At 72.6% G+C, this 17852-nt stretch carries 17 protein-coding genes; 7 read left to right on the forward strand and 10 right to left on the reverse strand.

Annotation, left to right across the window (positions count from 1 at the left end):
* Positions 1-48: 48 nt before the first annotated feature.
* On the reverse strand, positions 49-1548 hold the full coding sequence (gene miaB / locus GA0070620_RS13550) for a tRNA (N6-isopentenyl adenosine(37)-C2)-methylthiotransferase MiaB (protein WP_091590756.1): 1500 nt from the start codon (positions 1546-1548) through the stop codon (positions 49-51).
* Positions 1549-1601: 53 nt separating this feature from the next.
* On the opposite strand from miaB, the gene GA0070620_RS13555 reads away from it, so the two are divergent.
* On the forward strand, positions 1602-1880 hold the full coding sequence (locus tag GA0070620_RS13555; RefSeq protein ID WP_091590757.1) for a DUF2277 family protein: 279 nt from the start codon (positions 1602-1604) through the stop codon (positions 1878-1880).
* Here GA0070620_RS13555 and GA0070620_RS13560 read toward each other — a convergent pair.
* Both GA0070620_RS13560 and selD read right to left on the reverse strand, forming a co-directional pair.
* Entirely contained in the window at positions 1826-2305 is a 480-nt protein-coding gene (locus GA0070620_RS13560; RefSeq protein ID WP_091590759.1) for a hypothetical protein, read from the reverse strand. The genes GA0070620_RS13555 and GA0070620_RS13560 overlap by 55 nt on opposite strands.
* Positions 2306-2640: 335 nt before the next feature.
* On the reverse strand, positions 2641-3630 hold the full coding sequence (gene selD / locus GA0070620_RS13565) for a selenide, water dikinase SelD (RefSeq protein WP_091590761.1): 990 nt from the start codon (positions 3628-3630) through the stop codon (positions 2641-2643).
* A 195-nt stretch (positions 3631-3825) separates the two neighbouring features.
* Here selD and GA0070620_RS13570 point away from each other — a divergent pair, with 195 nt between their 5' ends.
* From GA0070620_RS13570 to GA0070620_RS13585, 4 genes are all read left to right on the forward strand, one after another.
* Positions 3826-4581: an amino acid ABC transporter ATP-binding protein gene (locus tag GA0070620_RS13570; protein ID WP_091590763.1), complete on the forward strand. Its 756-nt coding sequence runs from the start codon at positions 3826-3828 to the stop codon at positions 4579-4581.
* 59 nt (positions 4582-4640) lie between these two features.
* The gene (locus GA0070620_RS13575; protein ID WP_091590766.1) at positions 4641-5576 is read left to right on the forward strand and encodes a glutamate ABC transporter substrate-binding protein; all 936 of its coding nucleotides are present in this window, start codon (positions 4641-4643) and stop codon (positions 5574-5576) included.
* Positions 5577-5654: 78 nt separating this feature from the next.
* A complete protein-coding gene (locus GA0070620_RS13580) occupies positions 5655-6311 on the forward strand; it encodes an amino acid ABC transporter permease (RefSeq protein ID WP_091590767.1) in 657 nt (218 codons plus the stop codon).
* A gap of 52 nt (positions 6312-6363) precedes the next feature.
* Complete coding sequence (locus GA0070620_RS13585; RefSeq protein ID WP_091590769.1) at positions 6364-7239, forward strand: amino acid ABC transporter permease; 876 nt, start codon at positions 6364-6366, stop codon at positions 7237-7239.
* A gap of 68 nt (positions 7240-7307) precedes the next feature.
* On the opposite strand, the gene rny is transcribed toward GA0070620_RS13585, so the two are convergent.
* From rny to GA0070620_RS13620, 7 genes are all read right to left on the reverse strand, one after another.
* Positions 7308-9074, reverse strand: coding sequence for a ribonuclease Y (rny, locus tag GA0070620_RS13590; protein ID WP_091590771.1), 1767 nt, complete (start codon positions 9072-9074; stop codon positions 7308-7310).
* A 701-nt stretch (positions 9075-9775) separates the two neighbouring features.
* Entirely contained in the window at positions 9776-10471 is a 696-nt protein-coding gene (locus tag GA0070620_RS13595; RefSeq protein WP_091590773.1) for a regulatory protein RecX, read from the reverse strand.
* 8 nt (positions 10472-10479) lie between these two features.
* On the reverse strand, positions 10480-11526 hold the full coding sequence (recA, locus tag GA0070620_RS13600) for a recombinase RecA (RefSeq protein ID WP_091590775.1): 1047 nt from the start codon (positions 11524-11526) through the stop codon (positions 10480-10482).
* Positions 11527-11710: 184 nt separating this feature from the next.
* Positions 11711-11911 carry a DUF3046 domain-containing protein gene (locus GA0070620_RS13605; protein WP_091590778.1) on the reverse strand — a complete coding sequence of 67 codons (201 nt, stop codon included), beginning with the start codon at positions 11909-11911 and terminating at the stop codon, positions 11711-11713.
* A 4-nt stretch (positions 11912-11915) separates the two neighbouring features.
* Positions 11916-13256, reverse strand: coding sequence for an MFS transporter (locus GA0070620_RS13610; protein WP_091590780.1), 1341 nt, complete (start codon positions 13254-13256; stop codon positions 11916-11918).
* A gap of 117 nt (positions 13257-13373) precedes the next feature.
* Complete coding sequence (locus GA0070620_RS13615) at positions 13374-14078, reverse strand: UdgX family uracil-DNA binding protein (RefSeq protein ID WP_091590782.1); 705 nt, start codon at positions 14076-14078, stop codon at positions 13374-13376.
* 431 nt (positions 14079-14509) lie between these two features.
* Positions 14510-15850 (reverse strand): aminotransferase class I/II-fold pyridoxal phosphate-dependent enzyme, encoded by a 1341-nt coding sequence (locus GA0070620_RS13620; RefSeq protein WP_091590785.1) that lies wholly within the window; start codon positions 15848-15850, stop codon positions 14510-14512.
* Positions 15851-15887: 37 nt separating this feature from the next.
* On the opposite strand from GA0070620_RS13620, the gene GA0070620_RS13625 reads away from it, so the two are divergent.
* Both GA0070620_RS13625 and leuE read left to right on the forward strand, forming a co-directional pair.
* On the forward strand, positions 15888-17144 hold the full coding sequence (locus GA0070620_RS13625) for a bifunctional pyridoxamine 5'-phosphate oxidase family protein/GNAT family N-acetyltransferase (protein WP_091590787.1): 1257 nt from the start codon (positions 15888-15890) through the stop codon (positions 17142-17144).
* Entirely contained in the window at positions 17141-17809 is a 669-nt protein-coding gene (gene leuE, locus GA0070620_RS13630) for a leucine efflux protein LeuE (protein ID WP_091590790.1), read from the forward strand. Before GA0070620_RS13625 ends, leuE begins: the two co-directional genes overlap by 4 nt.
* The last annotated feature ends 43 nt before the right edge of the window (positions 17810-17852 follow it).

A 17852-nucleotide genomic window follows, 5' to 3' on the forward strand; every position in this document is an offset into this window, starting at 1 on the left:
CCCTTCGGGGGCCGGGGCTCCGCCGCGTCCGCTGGTGAGCGGCGTCGGTCAGTGGGCGGCGCAGCCGCCGACCGGGGCCGGCGCCGCGGCCGGCGCGCCGATCGTGGGCAGTCCGAGCAGCACACCCGGGGTACGCGGGGAGCGTCCCGCCTCGGCCGCGTCACCGGCCCGGGTGCGCCGGTGCGACAGCGGCTCGCCGTCGGCGTTGAGGTGGTGCGGGGCCGCGTACGTGACGGTGGTGTGCACGATGTCGCCGGGACGGATCTGCCCGGCGAACGAACCGGCGTCGAAGTGCACGAGGCGGCCGTCCCGGGCCCGGCCGGACATCCGGCCTGTGCGCTCGTCCTTGCGCCCCTCACCGACGGCGACGAGCACCTCGACGGTCTCCCCGACGAGCCGCTTGTTCTCCGCCCAGGTGATCTCCTCGACGGCGGCGATCAGCCGCTCGTAGCGCTCCTGGACCACCTGCTTGGGCAGTTGGCCGTCCATGGTCGCGGCCGGGGTGCCGGGGCGCTTCGAGTACTGGAACGTGAAGGCGGAGGAGAAGCGGGCCTCGCGGACCACGTCGAGGGTGCGCTCGAAATCCGCCTCGGTCTCACCGGGGAACCCGACGATGATGTCGGTGGTGATCGCCGCGTCGGGCATCGCGGCGCGGACCTTCTCGATGATCCCCAGGTACTTCTCCGACCGGTACGAGCGGCGCATCGCGCGCAGCACGTCGTCGGAGCCGGACTGCAGGGGCATGTGCAGCGAGTGGCAGACGTTGGGCGTCTCGGCCATCGCGGCGATCACGTCGTCGGTGAAGTCCTTCGGGTGCGGGCTGGTGAACCGCACCCGCTCCAGGCCGTCGATGTCGCCGCAGGCCCGCAGCAGCTTGCCGAAGGCGTACCGGTCGCCGAACTCGACGCCGTAGGAGTTGACGTTCTGCCCGAGCAGGGTCACCTCCAGCACGCCCTCGTCGACCAGGGCCCGTACCTCGGAGAGGATGTCGCCGGGGCGGCGGTCCTTCTCCTTGCCGCGCAGGGAGGGCACGATGCAGAACGTGCAGGTGTTGTTGCAGCCCACCGAGATCGACACCCAGCCGGCGTACGTCGACTCACGGCGGGTGGGCAGCGTGGACGGGAACACGTCGAGGGATTCGAGGATCTCCACCTCGGCGGCCGTGTTGTGCCGCGCCCGCTCCAGCAGCACCGGCAGCGAGCCGATGTTGTGCGTGCCGAAGACCACGTCGACCCAGGGGGCCTTGCGGACGATGTCGCCGCGGTCCTTCTGGGCGAGGCAGCCGCCGACGGCGATCTGCATCCCCGGGTGCTTGTCCTTCACGGGGCGCAGATGACCGAGGTTGCCGTAGAGCCGGTTGTCGGCGTTCTCCCGGACCGCGCAGGTGTTGAACACCACCACGTCCGGCTGCTCGTCGGCCTCGGGCGCGCGGACGTATCCGGCCTGTTCCAGCAGGCCGGAGATGCGCTCGGAGTCGTGCACGTTCATCTGGCAGCCGTACGTCCGCACCTGGTAGGTGCGCGGGCTGCCCGCCGCTGCGGTAGTCATGACCAGGACAGCGTATCCGGGCCGACCGGATCGACCGGAACCGAGGAGGAGCCATGTGCCGGAGCATCAAGACCCTGCGTGAGCCGTACACCCCGGAGGTGACCGACACCGACGTGCAGGCGGCGGCGTTGCAGTACGTCCGGAAGATCTCGGGCTTCCGGGCGCCCGCCGCGCACAACGCCGCCGCCTTCGACGCGGCGGTGGCCGCCGTGGCGGAGGCCACCCGTACGCTGCTGGACCAGCTCGTGGTGCGCGGCGCGACCGCCCCGCGCGGCGGTCAGGCCGCGGCGAGCGCCGGCGCGACCGTGTCGGGGGCCCACCGCGAGCGGTGACACTGTGACCAGCCGCGGCACCGGGGGTCCGCCTCGGTGCAGAGCCGCTGGTTGGTGAGCTCCTCCCCGTCGTCGGTCTCCCGGACGTCGAAGTGCACCGGACGGATCGTGCCGTCCGGCGCGACGAGCAGGTGCCGGCCCGCGTCGAGCGTGTCGTCGCGCAGCAGGCAGTTGCGGTCCAGCAGCCGTGCGAGCGCGGCGATGCTGGCGTGCTCGGGCAGCGTGTCCGGCACCCCGTAGCAGTCCACGATCGTGGCGAACTCGCCGGGCGCCTGCCAGACGTCGCAGATCACCGCGTATCTCGGCAGGTTCGCCGGGTCGGCGACCGCCAGGGGCATCACCACCCGACCGAGTGCCTCGGCCAACGCCGGGTAGACCTCCACGGGTCGTACCTGGTCGATTCTCCAGTTCCACAGCTCGGTCATGCCGCCTCCTCGCTGCGTTCGTCCCACCGGCCTTGGATCGGGCCTTACTGACGATGGTGGGGGGCATTTGACCCCAGCCGGGGGCAAGTTACCGGTCTGTGACCATTCCGGGCAAAATTTGCGGGGATGGCCTTCCGCCGAGTAGCGGGAAGATGACAGTTTATCGGGTATGGTGCCGCTTTCCCCGGCGGGAGAAGGCCGTGTCCGACCTCCGACACTCGCGCCACGGGTGCGCGCAGGCCATCGACGGCCATGCGCGCCAAGACGACGTCGGGAAGCCCGGCGGCCGCGCGGGGCGGCTTCCGCCTCCCGCCACGGCGGCCCTGGCCGTCGGCTCAGCGGATGACGACCAGGTGCTCGCCGCGCGGCCGCAGCTCACCGACGATCGGCGCGCCGGGCACCTCACCCGCGACGAGCAGGCCGCCCGACGTCTGCGCGTCGGCCAGCAGCAACCGCTCGTCCTCGCCGACGGCGCCGAAGTCGGTCCACGGGGTCACCCAGTCCAGGTTGCGCCGGCTGCCGCCGCTGACGTAACCGTCGCGCACCGCCTCCCGCGCTCCGGCCAGGTAGGGCACGCTCGCCGCGTCGATCGCCACGGTCAACCCGCTGGCCCGGCCCAGCTTCGAGGCGTGCCCGAGCAGGCCGAAGCCGGTCACGTCGGTGCCGCACCGGACACCGGCGGCCACCGCCGCCCGCGCGGCGTCCCGGTTGAGGGTGCTCATCGCGGCGACCGCCTCGGGGAACGTCTCGCCGGTGGACTTGTGCCGGGTGTTGAGCACCCCGACGCCGAGGGGCTTGGTCAGCGACAGCGGCAGGCCCGCCCGGCCCGCGTCCAGCGTGATCAGCTCCTCCGGGCGGACCACACCGGTCACCGCCAGCCCGTACTTGGGGCCGTCGTCGTCGACACTGTGGCCGCCGGCCAGGTGGCACCCCGCCTCCCGGGCGACGTCCTGACCGCCGCGCAGCACCTCGCGCGCCAACTCCAGCGGCAGCACGTCCCGTGGCCAGCAGAGCAGGTTCAGCGCGACCAGCGGGGTGCCGCCCATGGCGTACACATCGGACAGCGCGTTGGCGGCGGCGATGCGGCCCCAGTCGTAGGCGTCGTCCACCACCGGGGTGAAGAAGTCGGCGGTGCCGACCAGGCCGGTGCGCTCGTCCAGGCGGACGACCGCGGCGTCGTCGCCGTGGTCCAGACCGACCAGTAGATCCGCGGTGCCGGTGGCCGGGCCGAGACCCGCCACCATCGCCTCCAGCTCACCCGGAGGGATCTTGCAGGCGCATCCACCGCCCCGGGCGTAGCGGGTGAGGCGTACGGGTTCGGTCATAGCCTCATGATTGCGGCGCGGGCCGCCGCACGCCACCGTCGCGGCCTTTTCGTGGTCGAGTATCGGACTCCGGGCGACGATCACCGGTGGTGTTACCGCTCCGTGACCAACCGGGTTGCGTTCTGCCACATCCCCCCGCCTACAGTTGCCCCCAACCGGGGGTCATCCGACCCCGACCCGCAGACGACAGGGACGGTGGACGACGTGACGACGGGCGAACCGCTCATCGTGCTGGATTCGGTCAACAAGTGGTTCGGGCCGCTGCACGTGCTGGACGACGTCTCGCTCTCGGTCGGCCGCGGCGAGGTCGTCGTGGTGATCGGCCCGTCCGGCTCCGGCAAGTCGACGCTCTGCCGCGCCATCAACCGACTCGAGCCGATCAACTCCGGCACCATCACCTTCGACGGGCAGCCGCTGGCCGCGGAGGGCAAGGCCCTCGCGAGGCTGCGCAGCGAGGTCGGCATGGTGTTCCAGTCGTTCAACCTCTTCGCGCACAAGACCATCCTGGAGAACGTCACCCTCGGGCCGATCAAGGTCCGCAAGGAGAAGCCGGCGGCGGCCCGGGAGCGTGGCCTCGCCCTGCTCGACCGGGTCGGCATCGCCAACCAGGCCGACAAGTTCCCGGCCCAGCTCTCCGGCGGCCAGCAGCAGCGGGCCGCGATCGCCCGCGCGCTCGCCATGCAGCCCAAGGCGCTGCTCTTCGACGAGCCCACCAGCGCGCTCGACCCGGAGATGGTCGGCGAGGTGCTCGACGTGATGACGTCGCTCGCCCGCGAGGGCATGACGATGGTGGTGGTCACCCACGAGATGGGCTTCGCCCGCCACGCCGCCAACCGGGTCATCTTCATGGCCGACGGGCAGCTGGTGGAGGACGCGCCGCCGGCGGAGTTCTTCGCCAACCCGCGCAGCGAGCGGGCCAAGGACTTCCTCTCCAAGATCCTCACGCACTAGCGCGTCCGTACCCGAAGCGCGTCGTCCCCCGGCGCGCTTCGTCGAAGAAGGAGAAGAGTATGCGTATGAAGCGCGTGGCGGCGGTCGCCATGATGGCCTCGCTCGCCCTCTCTGCCGCGGCCTGCGGCAAGGAGGGGAACCCGACCCCCAGCGCCGGGGGCAGCACCTCCGGCGGCGCACAGTCCGACACCTGCACCACCTCCGGCGCGACCTTCACCCCGAAGGCGGACGCGGCGGTCGCCGGCAGCCCGACCTTCGACAAGATCAAGTCGGCCGGCAAGGTCGTCGTCGGCGTCAAGTTCGACCAGCCGAACCTCGGCTACAAGGACGCCCAGGGCACCCGGTGCGGCTTCGACATCGAGATCGCCCAGTACGTCGCCAGCAAGCTCGGCGTCGACCCGGCGAAGATCGAGTACAAGGAGATCGCGTCCGCGAACCGCGAGACCGCGATCAAGGGTGGCGAGGTCGACTACTACGTCGGCACCTACTCGATCACCGACAAGCGCAAGAACGACATCTCCTTCGCCGGGCCGTACTTCGTGGCCGGTCAGGACCTGCTGGTCCGCAAGGACGAGTCGGCCATCACCGGCAAGGACGCGCTCAAGGGCAAGAAGGTCTGCTCCGCGACCGGGTCCACCCCGATCCAGAAGGTCCGCGACGAGGGGCTCACCGAGCCGGAGAACATCGTCGAGTTCAAGACCTACTCCGAGTGCGTCTCGCAGCTGCTCGACAAGAAGGTCGACGCGGTGACCACCGACGACGCCATCCTCAAGGGCTACGCGGCGCAGAACCCGGACGAGCTCAAGGTCGTCGGCCAGCCGTTCAGCACCGAGAAGTACGGCATCGGCCTGCCGAAGGACGACAAGGCGCTGCGTGACTACGTGAACGACCAGATCGAGGCGGCGTTCACCGACGGCACCTGGCAGAAGATCTACGACGGCACGCTCGGCAAGTCGGGTTCGGCGGGCACCCCGCCGCAGCTCGAGCGGTACTGACCGACAGTTCGACACGTGACGCGGCGCCGGGCGGGGTTCGTCCCCGCCCGGCGCCTGCCCGAGGACTGAGAGCGAGGCATGGGCGAGTTCTTCCGCGTACTGACGGACAACGCGGACCTGTTCCGCGACGGGTTCATCAACACCGTCAAACTGTTCCTGATCGCCGGCGTCGGCAGTCTCGTCCTCGGCACGCTGCTCGGCGCGATGCGGGTCTCCCCCGTCCCGGCGCTGCGGGCCTTCGGCGCCACGTACGTCAACCTGGTCCGCAACACCCCGTTGACGCTGGTCTTCGCGTTCCTGGTGTTCGCGGTGCCGAAGCTCGACGTCAACATCGACTACTTCCCCAGCGCCTGCATCGCACTGATCGCCTACACCTCGGCGTTCGTCTGCGAGGTGGTCCGTTCCGGCGTGAACACCGTCGCCGCCGGCCAGGCAGAGGCGGCCCGGGCACTGGGCATGACCTTCGGTCAGGTGCTCACGCTGATCGTGCTGCCGCAGGCACTGCGGGCCATGGTCCCGCCGATGATGAGCGTGTTCATCGCCATGCTGAAGAACACCACGATCGCGGCCGGCTTCTCCGTGCTGGAGGCGGGTGCCATCCCGGCGTACATGGCCGAGCGTGGCGAGCCGCAGTTCGCCGTCCTGCTCTGGATCACCATCGGCTTCCTCATCCTGATCCTGCCGCTGGTGGTGTTGCAGCGGGTCCTGGAGCGCAAGTGGAGGGTGGCCCGGTGAGCACGCGGGGCGTACGGATGCATCGCGCGGCGACGAACGGAGGGTGGCACGGATGAGCACGCAGGCCTCGGTCCTCTACGACCTGCCCGGCCCTCGGGCCAAGCGGCGCAACGCGCTGCTCGGCGTCGTCTCGACGCTCGCCATCGTCGCGCTGATCGCGTTCGTCGGCTACAAGTTCTACGACACCGGGCAGTTCGAGGCCCGCAAGTGGGAGCAGTTCCAGTACGTCTCGGTGCAGCGCGAGCTGCTCAACGGGCTCGGGGCGACGCTCAAGGCGGCCGGGATCGCCGCCGTCCTCGCGCTGCTCTTCGGCGCCGTCTTCGCGAGCGCCCGGCTGAGCGACAAGTGGATCCTGCGCAGCCCCGCCACCTTCGTCGTGGAGCTGTTCCGGGCCATCCCGCTGCTGATCCTGATCTTCTTCGGCTACTACGTGCCACTGCAGTACGGCTGGTCGATCGACAAGCTGTGGGCACTGGTCATCGGGCTCACGCTCTACAACGGCTCGGTGCTGGCGGAGATCTTCCGGGCCGGCATCAACGCCGTGCCGCGCGGCCAGTCCGAGGGCGCGTACGCGGTCGGCATGCGCAAGAACCAGGTGCTGCGGCTGATCCTGCTGCCGCAGGCGGTGCGCTCGATGCTGCCGGCGATCGTGAGCCAGCTCGTCGTCCTGCTCAAGGACACCGCGCTCGGCTTCATCATCACCTACCCGGAGCTGCTGTTCGTCGGCAAGCAGATCGGCGGCCGGCTGCCGTTCGGCCTGCCGTACGTGCCCACGTACCTGATCGTCGCCGCGATCTACATCGCCATCTGCGGGTTGCTGTCGGTCCTCGCCTGGTGGCTGCAGAAGCGGATGGGCCGGGCGCGCACCTCCGCGAAGCCGGTGCAGATCGTCGAGACCGGTCACGCCGCCGGGCAGGCCGGTATCTGACCGCACAGACGACGAGGGGCGGGTGGCCGTGTGGCCACCCGCCCCTTGCGCGTCGCACCGGCGGCGCCTCAGCGGGCGATCTCGGTGACCCGGGACTCGCGGACCACGGTCACCCGGATCTGACCCGGGTAGGTCAGCTCCTCCTCGATCTGCTTGGCCACGTCCCGGGCCAGCACGGCGGCGCCGATGTCGTCCACGTCGTCCGGCTTGACCATCACCCGGATCTCGCGGCCCGCCTGCATCGCGAAGACCTTCTCCACGCCGAGCTTGCTCGCCGCGATCTCCTCGATCCGCTCCAGCCGCTTGACGTACGCCTCCAGGCTCTCCCGCCGGGCGCCCGGCCGCCCGCCCGAGCAGGCGTCGGACGCCTGGGTCAGCACCGCCTCGATCGTCTGCGGCGGCACCTCGTTGTGGTGCGCCTCGATGGCGTGCACCACGTCCTCGCTCTCACCGTACTTGCGGGCCAGGTCGGCGCCGATGATGGCGTGGCTGCCCTCCACCTCGTGGGTGAGCGCCTTGCCGATGTCGTGCAGGAACGCCGACCGCTTGATGATCGGCACGTCCAGCTTCAGCTCGGCGGCCATGATGCCGGCGATGTGCGCGGTCTCGACGAGATGCTTGAGCACGTTCTGCCCGTACGACGTGCGGTAGCGCAGCCGGCCGAGCAGGGTCACCAGCTCCGGGTGGATCTCGGTGATGCCGACCTCGACCAGGGCGTCCTCGGCGGCCCGACGGCAGAGCTGGTCGACCTCCTGCCGGGCCAGGTCGTAGACCTCCTCGATCCGGTGCGGGTGGATCCGCCCGTCGAGGACCAGCTTCTCCAGGGTGAGCCGGCCGACCTCCCGCCGGACCGGGTCGAAGCAGGAGAGCAGCACCGCCTCCGGGGTGTCGTCGATGATCAGGTTGACCCCGGTCACCGACTCGAAGGCGCGGATGTTGCGCCCCTCCCGGCCGATGATCCGCCCCTTCATCTCGTCCCCGGGCAGGTGCAGGACGCTGACCACGCTCTCCGCGGTCTGCTCGCTCGCCACGCGCTGGATCGCGTCGACCACGATGTGCCGGGCCCGCTGCTCGGCGGTGCTGCGGGCGTCCGCCTCGATGTCGCGGACCAGCAGCGCCGCCTCCCGCTTGGCCTGGGTCTCGATGGCCTCCACCAGCTCGGTGCGGGCGGCGTCGGCGGTCAGGCCGGCGACCCGCTCCAGCTCCCGTCGGCGCAGCTCCTCCGCCTCGGTCAGCTCGGCCTCCCGGCGGGCGAGCGCGGCCTCCCGGGCGGACAGCGCGGCACTGGCCGCGGTGAGCTGACGCTCCCGCTCGGCGAGCCGCTCGACCTCCTCGGTGTGCAGCCGCTCCCGCTCGTCCATCCGGGCCGCGCGCCGCTCGACCTCGGCCGCCTGCTCCCGGGTGGTCGCGGCCAGCACGGCCACCTCCCGCTCGCCGCTGCGTCGGGCGGCCGTGCGCAGCTGCTCCGCGTCGGCCTCGGCCTGCTTGTGGGCCCGCTCCAGCACGGTGTCCGCCTCGGCGCGGGCGTCGTCGAGCACCCGCCGCGCCTCCGCGCGGGCGGCCTTCGCCTCGGCCTTCGCCGCGGCCGCCTCCGCACGGGCGGCGGCGGCCGCCGACTTCGCCACGTCGATGGTGCTGTTGGCCTCGTCCGCGGCGCTGCGCAGGGCGGCCAGGGACTGCTCCTGGCGGTCCTTCTCGGCGATGAACGCCGGATCCTCGGCGGACGGCTGTGCCTGGAAGCGCTGTAACGCCCGGGCGCCGAGCAGGACCGCGCCGACCACCACCGCCATCAGGACGAGGACGGCGACGAGGAGCGCCACGTCGAGGGCGCTCATGCCGGGGCCCCATGTGGACCGCCCGTGAATCTGTGCCGCCCGGTCATGCCCGCCTCCCCTGAACGTGGGCGCCTCGGGAGCGGTGCCGACGGCATGCTCCCGCGACTCTGGACGCCCGACCGGAGCGGCTGGCCGTGGAAGGGTAGCTTTCTCCGCCGGCGGTGCCCTCGGGCATCGTCGGCGGCCGGGTGCAGTTGTCGCGGCCACTCCGGACCGGCCTGTCCGGAGCTGTCGCCAGTGGCCGGAGAGTCGGCCAAAGTGATGCTGTTCTGTTACGCGATCTATGTTGTGCGCTTAGCCTGCGATGGTCGGGCAATGTGAACCTGTATGGCGAGGCTAGGTCTCCGAGGGCGGTCTGGTCAAGAACTCATGATCAAACCCCCCGAACGGAGAGAAGTTGCCGCGTCACGCAGCGCTGATATCACGGTGGACACCAGCGGACAAACGCCACGGTCTCCGCCGAGTGCCGGCCGGACGGGTCGGGTGGGGCGCGGGGGCAGGGTGACGATCCACCGGGCCGGCGTCCGCCGAACCCGAGTGGAGCACGCCGGCGTGGACCCAGGCGCCCCGGGGCGCTGCCCGCGCGGGACTCGCCGGACGCGGGGGCGCTGTCCCCGGCACGCCGGGACGGGCGGGACACGGGAAGGTCGAGACGCCAGGGCCCGGGCCGCCGAGGGCGTCCTCGACAGGTCGGGTGGCGATCAGTCCGCTGTGCGGCTGTCCCGGTCCAGCTCGCCCTCCGCGTCGGCGAGGGCGTCGGCGTCGATGTGCTCGGCGAACTCGGCTGCCTCGGCGCTCTGGGCGGCGAGGGCGTCCTTCACCGCCCGGATCGCCACACCCGGCGGGTAGCCCTTGCGGGCCAGCATTCCGACGAGGCGACGGAACACGGCGTCGGGCTCACCACGGGCCGTACGCAGCTTCCGCTCCACCAGAGCCCGAGCGGTCTCCGCCTCGGTCTCCTCGTCCAGCTCACCCAGCGCCTCGCTCGCCACTTCACCGTCGACGCCGCGCTGGCGCAGCTCGTTGGCGAGCGCCCGACGGGCCAGCCCACGCCCGGCGTGCCGGCTCGACACCCAGGCACGGGCGAAGGCGGCGTCGTCGATGATGCCGACCTCGTCGTAGCGGTCGAGCACCTCCGCCGACACCTCGTCGGAGATCCCCCGCTTCGCCAGCGCGCCGGCCAGCTCGGCGCGAGTGCGCGGCCGGACGGCGAGCTGGCGGAGGCAGATCTCCCGGGCCACCTCGGCCTCGTCCCGTGGTGGGGCGGGCACCTCCGGCTCGGCCTCGTCGGACCGGCCGCGTCGACCGCGACGGGGTCGCGGAGCACCACCGGCGTCAGCCGCGCGGGGCGGGCTGGCATCCCAGCCTCGCCCCGTGCGGGCACGTCGACCTGCCACGGCTCAGATCAGAAGTCGACCGGCGGCAGCTCCGGGCCACCGGCCGCGTCGCTCACACCGACCCCGACGCCGAGCTTCTCCAGGATCTTCTTCTCGATCTCGGCCGCCACGTCCGGGTTCTCCTTGAGGAACTCCCGGGCCTTCTCCTTGCCCTGGCCGAGCTGGTCACCCTCGTAGGTGTACCAGGCGCCGGACTTGCGGATGATCGCCTGCTCCACGCCGACGTCGATCAGCGAGCCCTCGCGCGAGATGCCCTTGCCGTACATGATGTCGAACTCGGCCTGCTTGAACGGCGCCGCGACCTTGTTCTTCACGACCTTGACCCGGGTCCGGTTGCCGACCACGTCGGTGCCGTCCTTGAGGCTCTCGATGCGCCGGACGTCGAGCCGGACCGAGGCGTAGAACTTCAGCGCCCGACCACCGGTGGTGGTCTCCGGGCTGCCGAACATCACGCCGATCTTCTCGCGGAGCTGGTTGATGAAGATCGCCGTGGTGCCGGTGTGGTTGAGCACGCCGGTGATCTTTCGCAGCGCCTGGCTCATCAGCCGGGCCTGGAGACCCACGTGGCTGTCGCCCATCTCGCCCTCGATCTCGGCACGCGGCACCAGCGCGGCCACCGAGTCGATCACGATGATGTCGAGCGCGCCGGAGCGGACCAGCATGTCGGCGATCTCCAGCGCCTGCTCGCCGGTGTCCGGCTGGGAGACCAGCATCGCGTCGGTGTCGACGCCGAGGGCCTTCGCGTATTCCGGGTCGAGCGCGTGCTCGGCGTCGATGAAGGCGGCGATGCCGCCGTTGCGCTGGGCGTTGGCCACCGCGTGCAGGGCGACCGTGGTCTTACCGCTGGACTCCGGGCCGTAGATCTCGACGACCCGGCCGCGGGGCAGGCCGCCCACCCCGAGCGCCACGTCGAGCGCGATGGAGCCGGTCGGGATGATCGCGGTCTGGACGACCGGACGCTCCCCCAGGCGCATCACCGAGCCCTTGCCGAACTGCTTGTCGATCTGAGCGAGAGCAAGGTCGAGTGCCTTCTCCCGGTCAGGCCCTGCTGCCATGGTTGCCACCCCTGCCTTCGCCGGCGTCTTTGCTGAGCTTCGCGTCACGCGGACACGCTAGGCGCTGGGTCCGACAGAAAACCAGCCGACGGGCCGCGAGCTGTGGACGAGCACCCCGCTGTGGACAATAGCCGAACAGGTGTACGACTCGACAAGCGACACGCGGATCGACGGAAAAGGCTGCTCAGCGTAGTCGTGCGGGCACGCGGTCGGGATAGGCGGCGCAGACCGCACGCCACACCACGTGCGTCTCCTCCCCCGCCGCGATCGCCTGTTCGATGGTCCGCCCGCCGAGCTGGGAGAGCACCTGGTCGCTGGCGATGCTGGCCGCGTAGCCGGGGCCGAACGCCTCCTCCAACCGGGTCCAGAAGTCGGTCAGCCGCACGTGATCATTCCTCCTCGTCCGGTGCCCCCGCCGACACCGGACGCAACGCTAGCGCCACCAGCGGCACCGTCGCGACCGCCGCGAGCAGGGTGAGAACCGGATAACCCGACGCCCGCACGACAAACCCGCTGGCCGCGGCGGCCACCGCGCCCGCCAGCCCCATCGTCAGGTCCGAGAAGCCCTGCACGCTCGGCCGAACGGCCGCCGGCACCGACTCGGACAGCAGCGTGGAGCCCGCCACCATGGTGCCGGACCAGCCCAGACCGAGCAGGACCAGACCGACCGAGAGCCGGGGCGTGTGGTGCCCGGCGGTGCCGGCGACCGCGCACGCGGCGAGCAGCAGCGCGACGCCGGCGAGGATCACCGCGCGCCGGCCGAGCCGGTCGGTGAGCCAGCCCACCAGCGGGGAGAGCGCGTACATGCCGGCGATGTGCAGGCTCAGCACGACACCCACCACCCGCAGCACGTCGGCGTCGGAGTGCGACTCGCCGAGCCACACCGGGGTCATCGACATGACCGCCACCATCACCACGTGGCCCACCGCCACGGCGACGATGCCGAGTCGGGCGGCCGGCAGCCCGCGTACGACCTGCCACGCCGCACGCATCCCGGCACCGCGCCGGGCGGCTCGGGCCGGCGGGTCGACGGCCTCGGCCGGTGGGCTGACGTCGGACCCGGCGGCCGCCACCGGCGCGACGGCCGCCGCGAGCCGGCGCGCGGTGAGCAGCGGGTCGGGCCGCAGCAGCACCAGGAGTACGCCGGCGGCGAGCACGAACGCCGCCGCGCTGAACGCGAACGGGCCGGCCAGCGGGGGCAACCCCCAGCCGCTGGTGGTGTGGTCGGCCAGCGCGGCGAAGTTGGGCGCGGCCACCGCCCCGATGGTGGTGGCCCACACGATCAGCGAGAGCTGGCGGGCCCGCCGGGTCGGTTCGGCGAGGTCCACGGCGGCGTAGCGGGCCTGGAGGTTGGCGGCGGTGCCACCGCCGAAGAGCAGCATGCCGAGGAACAGCAGCGGCACCCACCGGCTCACCGTGGCGAGCACCACCAGCACGGCGCCGACGGCACCGGCCAGGTACGCGACGGCCAGCCCCGGCCGCCGCCCGTGCGCGTTCATGATCCGGGTGACCGGGACCGCCAACAGGGCCCCGCCCACCACGGCGGCGCTCTGCGCCAGACCGGCGACGGCGATGCCGGCGACCCGCGCGGCGAGCAGCGCGCCCACCGAGATGCCGATGGTGACGCCGATCCCGCCGATGATCTGGGTGCCGAAGAGCAGGCCCAGGGTGCGCCGCTGGATGGGCGCGACGTCCGGGGCGCCGACCGGCGCGGTCAGGTCCGTGGCCATGGGGCGGCTCCGGCGGGGACGAGTAAGGAACGGGGGACCTGCCCATCCTTGCGCAACCGGCGCGTACGGCGGCACCCGGTTCTCGCCGGGGCGGAGGCGCGCGACCGCCCGTGGCGGCTACGCGGCGAGCGCGCGGCTGGCCACGGTGAGGTCGGCGACCAGCCCCTCGTACGCGACGTCCTGGTTGTCGGCGCGCAGCACCGCCGACGGGTGAATGGTGGCCAGCAGCCGGGCCTCCGGCACGTCGGCGGTCTTCCCGGCGCTGTCCACCGGCACCCGTTGGAAGTCCTCCGGGTGCTGGGCGGCAGCCGGCCAGGGCAACAGCTCGCCCCGCTGCCTCGTGACCCGGAAAGCGGGGCCGAGCAGCGCCTTGGCGGCGGTGGCGCCGAGCACTACGACGACCTCCGGGGTGAGCCGGGCGAACTCGGCGACCAGCCACGGCCGGCAGGCGGTGATGTGCACCTGGTCCGGCGTCTGGTGGATGCGGCGCTTGCCTCGCAGAGAGTGACGGAAGTGCTTGACGGCGTTCGTCAGATAGATGTGCCTCGGGTCGAGGCCCGCGTCGTCGACCGCCCGGCGCAGCAGCCGACCGGCGGGCCCGACGAAGGGCAGGCCCTTCTGGTCCTCCATGTCGCCGGGCTGCTCGCCGACGAAGACCACCCGCGCGCTCTCGTCGCCGCGGCCGAACACCGTCTGCGTCGCGTCCCGGTAGAGCTCGCAGCCCCGACAGCCACCGGCGGCGCCCCGCAGCTCGTCGAGGGTGTCCGCGTCGGGCGGGATGAACCGCTGGGCGCCGGGTGCGCTCTCGCTCTGCTGGGCCATGTCGACTGTTATATACGTCTTCGGGCGGCCGTGCCCGACAGCTGGTCGCGGCTGGGCCGTCGCTCAGTACCCGCCGCCGCCTCCGCCCCCACCGGACATCAGCGCGATGATCACGATGATGATCACGATCACCGCCACCGCGATCGCGATCCAGACACCTCTCCTCGCCCCCGTGGACATCACTCACCTCCGGCGCCACGCATACCCACCCCGCACCCCACCAGACCTACCCCCACCAGCCGCGCCACCCGCCCGCCCGCCCGCCCGGCGATCTTGCACTTTCCGCCCCGACGAATCGCACATCCCAGGCATCGTCGGGGCACCAACTGCAAGATCGCGGGCGGGGGCGGGGGGCCGGGGGGGGCGGGGGCGGTGCGGGGCGGGCGGGGCGGCAGGGCCGGGCGGGCGGGGCGGGCGTGGGGGGGTGGGGGTCAGGCGGTGAAGTGGGGTGGGGGGGTGGGGTGGAGGGCGCGGGTCAGGGCGTCGGCCAAGGGCTCGACGTCGGCGTCCTCCAGAGGGCTGACGGTGATGCGCAGGCCGGGCGGGCCGGCGATCCGGTAGAGGGCGCCGGGCGCGACCGACCAGCCGGCGTCGCGCAGCGCGGTGACCGCGCTGGTCTCGTCGGACACCGGCAGCCAGACGTTGATGCCGCTGCGGCCGTGCCCGACGAGCCCACGCGCGGCCAGCGCCGCGAGGAGCGCCTGGCGCCGCCGGTCGTAGCTGTCGGCCGCGTCCTCGATCAGCTCGCTGACGTCGGGGTCGCGCCACAGGGCGAGCACGAGCCGTTGCAGCACGGTGGACACCCAGCCGGCGCCGGCTCGGGCCCGGCCGGCGACCCGGGCCACCGTGGTCTCGTCGCCGGTCAGCACCGCCAGCCGCAGGTCGGGCCCGAAGGGTTTGCTCGCCGAGCGGAGGAACGCCCAGTGCGGGGTCGCGCCGGCCAGCGGATGCAGGGGTACGCGGGCCAGTTCGGCGGCGTGGTCGTCCTCGACGAGGAGCAGGTCCGGCCGGCCGGCGAGCAGGTCACGCAGCGCGGCGGCCCGGGCCGCGGTGACCGCGGCGCCGGTGGGGTTCTGCGCGCGACTGGTCACGATGAGCGCCCGCGCCCCGGCGGCCAGGGCCGCGGCCACGCCGGCGACGATCGGCCCCTCGTCGTCGACCGGTACGCCGATCGGGCGCAGCCCGAGGGCGGCGACCAGGTCGAGCAGGTTGGCCCAGCCCGGGTCCTCCACGGCTACCGCGTCACCGGGGCGCAGGTGCGCGCCGAGCAGGCGTTCGATGCCGTCCAGCGCCCCACCGGTGAGGGTCAGCTCCCCCGCCGGCACGCCGTCGGCGGCGAGCCGGGCCCGGGCCGCTTCGGCCAGTTCCGGCAGCACTCCGGCCCCCGAGTAGCTGATCGGCGCGCCGGCGTCGGCGGCGAGGGCGGCCAGGTGTGGGCCGAGCGGCGGCAGCAGGCGCGGATCGGGTTCACCGGCGGAGAGGTCGCGCAGGCCGGGCGCGGGTGGCGGGCGCAGGGCACTGCGGCGGGCGGCGACCGGTGGGCGGGGCCGTACGCGGGTGCCGTGCCGCCCGGCGGTGGCGACCAACCCGCGTTGGCGTAGCTCCTGGTAGGCCCGCGCGACGGTGGCCGGGCTGACCGACAGCTCGGCGGCGAGGGCCCGGACCGGCGGCAGGGCCGTGCCCGGGGGCAGGGCGTCGGTGCGGATGCCGGACTCGATGCTGGCCGAAATCTCGACGGCCGTCGTCCCGGTGAGCTGATAGCGTGCTGACACAAATCAGAGATTGTACTAGAACAAAGGCGGTGGCGACATGCAACCCACCACGTTCCCCCGCACCCCGCGGAACACCGCGACGCGATCCCGCGACAAGATGAGCTACGACCGGGCCGCGGCCCACGCGATCCTCGACGAGGCGTACGACTGCGCACTCGGGTTCACCGTGGACGGCGGGCCGCGGGTGCTGCCGACCCTGCACGTCCGCCTCGGCGACACCCTCTACCTGCACGGCTCCACCGGCAGCCGGCCACTGCTCGCCGCCCGGGGCGACGGCCTGCCCGTCTGCGTGGCGGTCACCCTGCTCGACGGCCTGATCTACGGCCGGTCGCAGTTCCACCACAGCGCGAACTACCGCTCCGTCGTCGCCCACGGCACCGCCCACCTGGTCACCGACGAGCGGGAGAAGGCCGAGGTGCTGACCGCGCTGGTGGAGAAGCTCGGCACCGGACGGGCCTCCGACAGCCGCCCGCCGAACCGCCGCGAGCTGGCCGAGACCGCCGTGCTGGCCCTCCCGCTGCACGAGGTGTCGGTGCGGACGCGCGGCGGCGGCGTACGCGACGAGGAGGCCGACCTCGACCTGCCGCACTGGGCGGGCGTGCTACCGCTGCGCCTGACCCCGGGCCGCCCCGAGCCCGACGTGGGAGTCACCGCGCCCGTGCCGGCGTACCTGCGGCAGGCCCGTTCGCCCTGGCACGAGCCGGTGCCCCTGCGCGGCGAGCACGTGCTGCTGGAGCCGCTCGACCTCGCGCACGCCGACGAGCTGCACGCCGCCACCGCCGACGCGGAGGTGTGGCGGCACCTGTCCCACCCGCTGCCGGCCGACGTCGCCGCCACGGCCGCGGTCGTCGCGGAGGCGCTGGACGCGCGGCACCGGGGCGAGCGGGTGCCGTGGGTGCAGCGCTGCGCCGTGACCGGCGCGGTGGTGGGCACCACCTCCTGGTACGAGGTGGACCCGCAGCGCCGGTCGGTGGCGATCGGCCACACCTTCCTGGGCCGGCCCTGGTGGCGTACGGGGATCAACACCGAGGCCAAGCTGCTCCTGCTCAGCCGGGCCTTCGACGACCTCGGCGCGGTACGGGTGGTGTGGCACACCGACATCCGCAACGAGCGGTCACAGCGGGCCATCGAGCGGCTCGGCGCGACCCGGGAAGGTGTGCTCCGGATGCACCGGCAGCGCCCCGACGGCTCGTGGCGGGACACCGTCCAGTACGCGATGACCGTCGATGAGTGGCCGAACGCACAGGTCACGCTGCGGGAAAGACTTCGCCGGACGGCACCGGTGGGGACATGATGTCCGACGTGCTGGGCATCACCGACCTCGGAACGTACGTGCTGGGCACCGTGGCGATCGTCCTGCTGCCCGGGCCCAACTCCCTCTTCGTGCTCTCCACCGCCGCCAAGCGCGGGGTGGGCGCCGGCTACCGGGCCGCCGGTGGCGTGTTCCTCGGCGACGGGGTGCTGATGTTCCTCTCCGCCGCCGGGGTGGCGTCGCTGCTCCAGGCGTACCCGCCGCTGTTCCTGGTGGTGAAGTACGCCGGCGCGGCGTACCTCGGCTATGTGGGGTTGACGATGCTGCGCGGCGCCTGGCGGCGCTGGCGCGACCGCAACGACCCGGCGACGCCGCGCCTCATCGACGCGGCCGAGCCGGCGGCGATGCGCAGCCCGTTCCGCAAGGCGCTGGTGATCAGCCTGCTCAACCCGAAGGCGATCCTCTTCTTCATCTCGTTCTTCATCCAGTTCGTCGACCCGAACTACGCCTGGCCGGCGGTCTCCTTCGTGCTGCTCGGCCTGATCGCGCAGGTGACCAGCGCGCTCTACCTGACCGTGCTGATCTTCGCGGGCACGTTCCTGGCCGCCCAGTTCCGTCAGCGCCGCCGGCTCGCCGCCGGGGCGACCACGGGCGTGGCGGCCCTCTTCCTCGGCTTCAGCGTCAAGCTCGCCACCGCGAGCGTGTAAGCCGCGGTCCCGACCGGCCGGCGGCACAACTACCGGCCGGTCG

The organism is Micromonospora krabiensis (assembly GCF_900091425.1).
Taxonomy (GTDB): domain Bacteria; phylum Actinomycetota; class Actinomycetes; order Mycobacteriales; family Micromonosporaceae; genus Micromonospora; species Micromonospora krabiensis.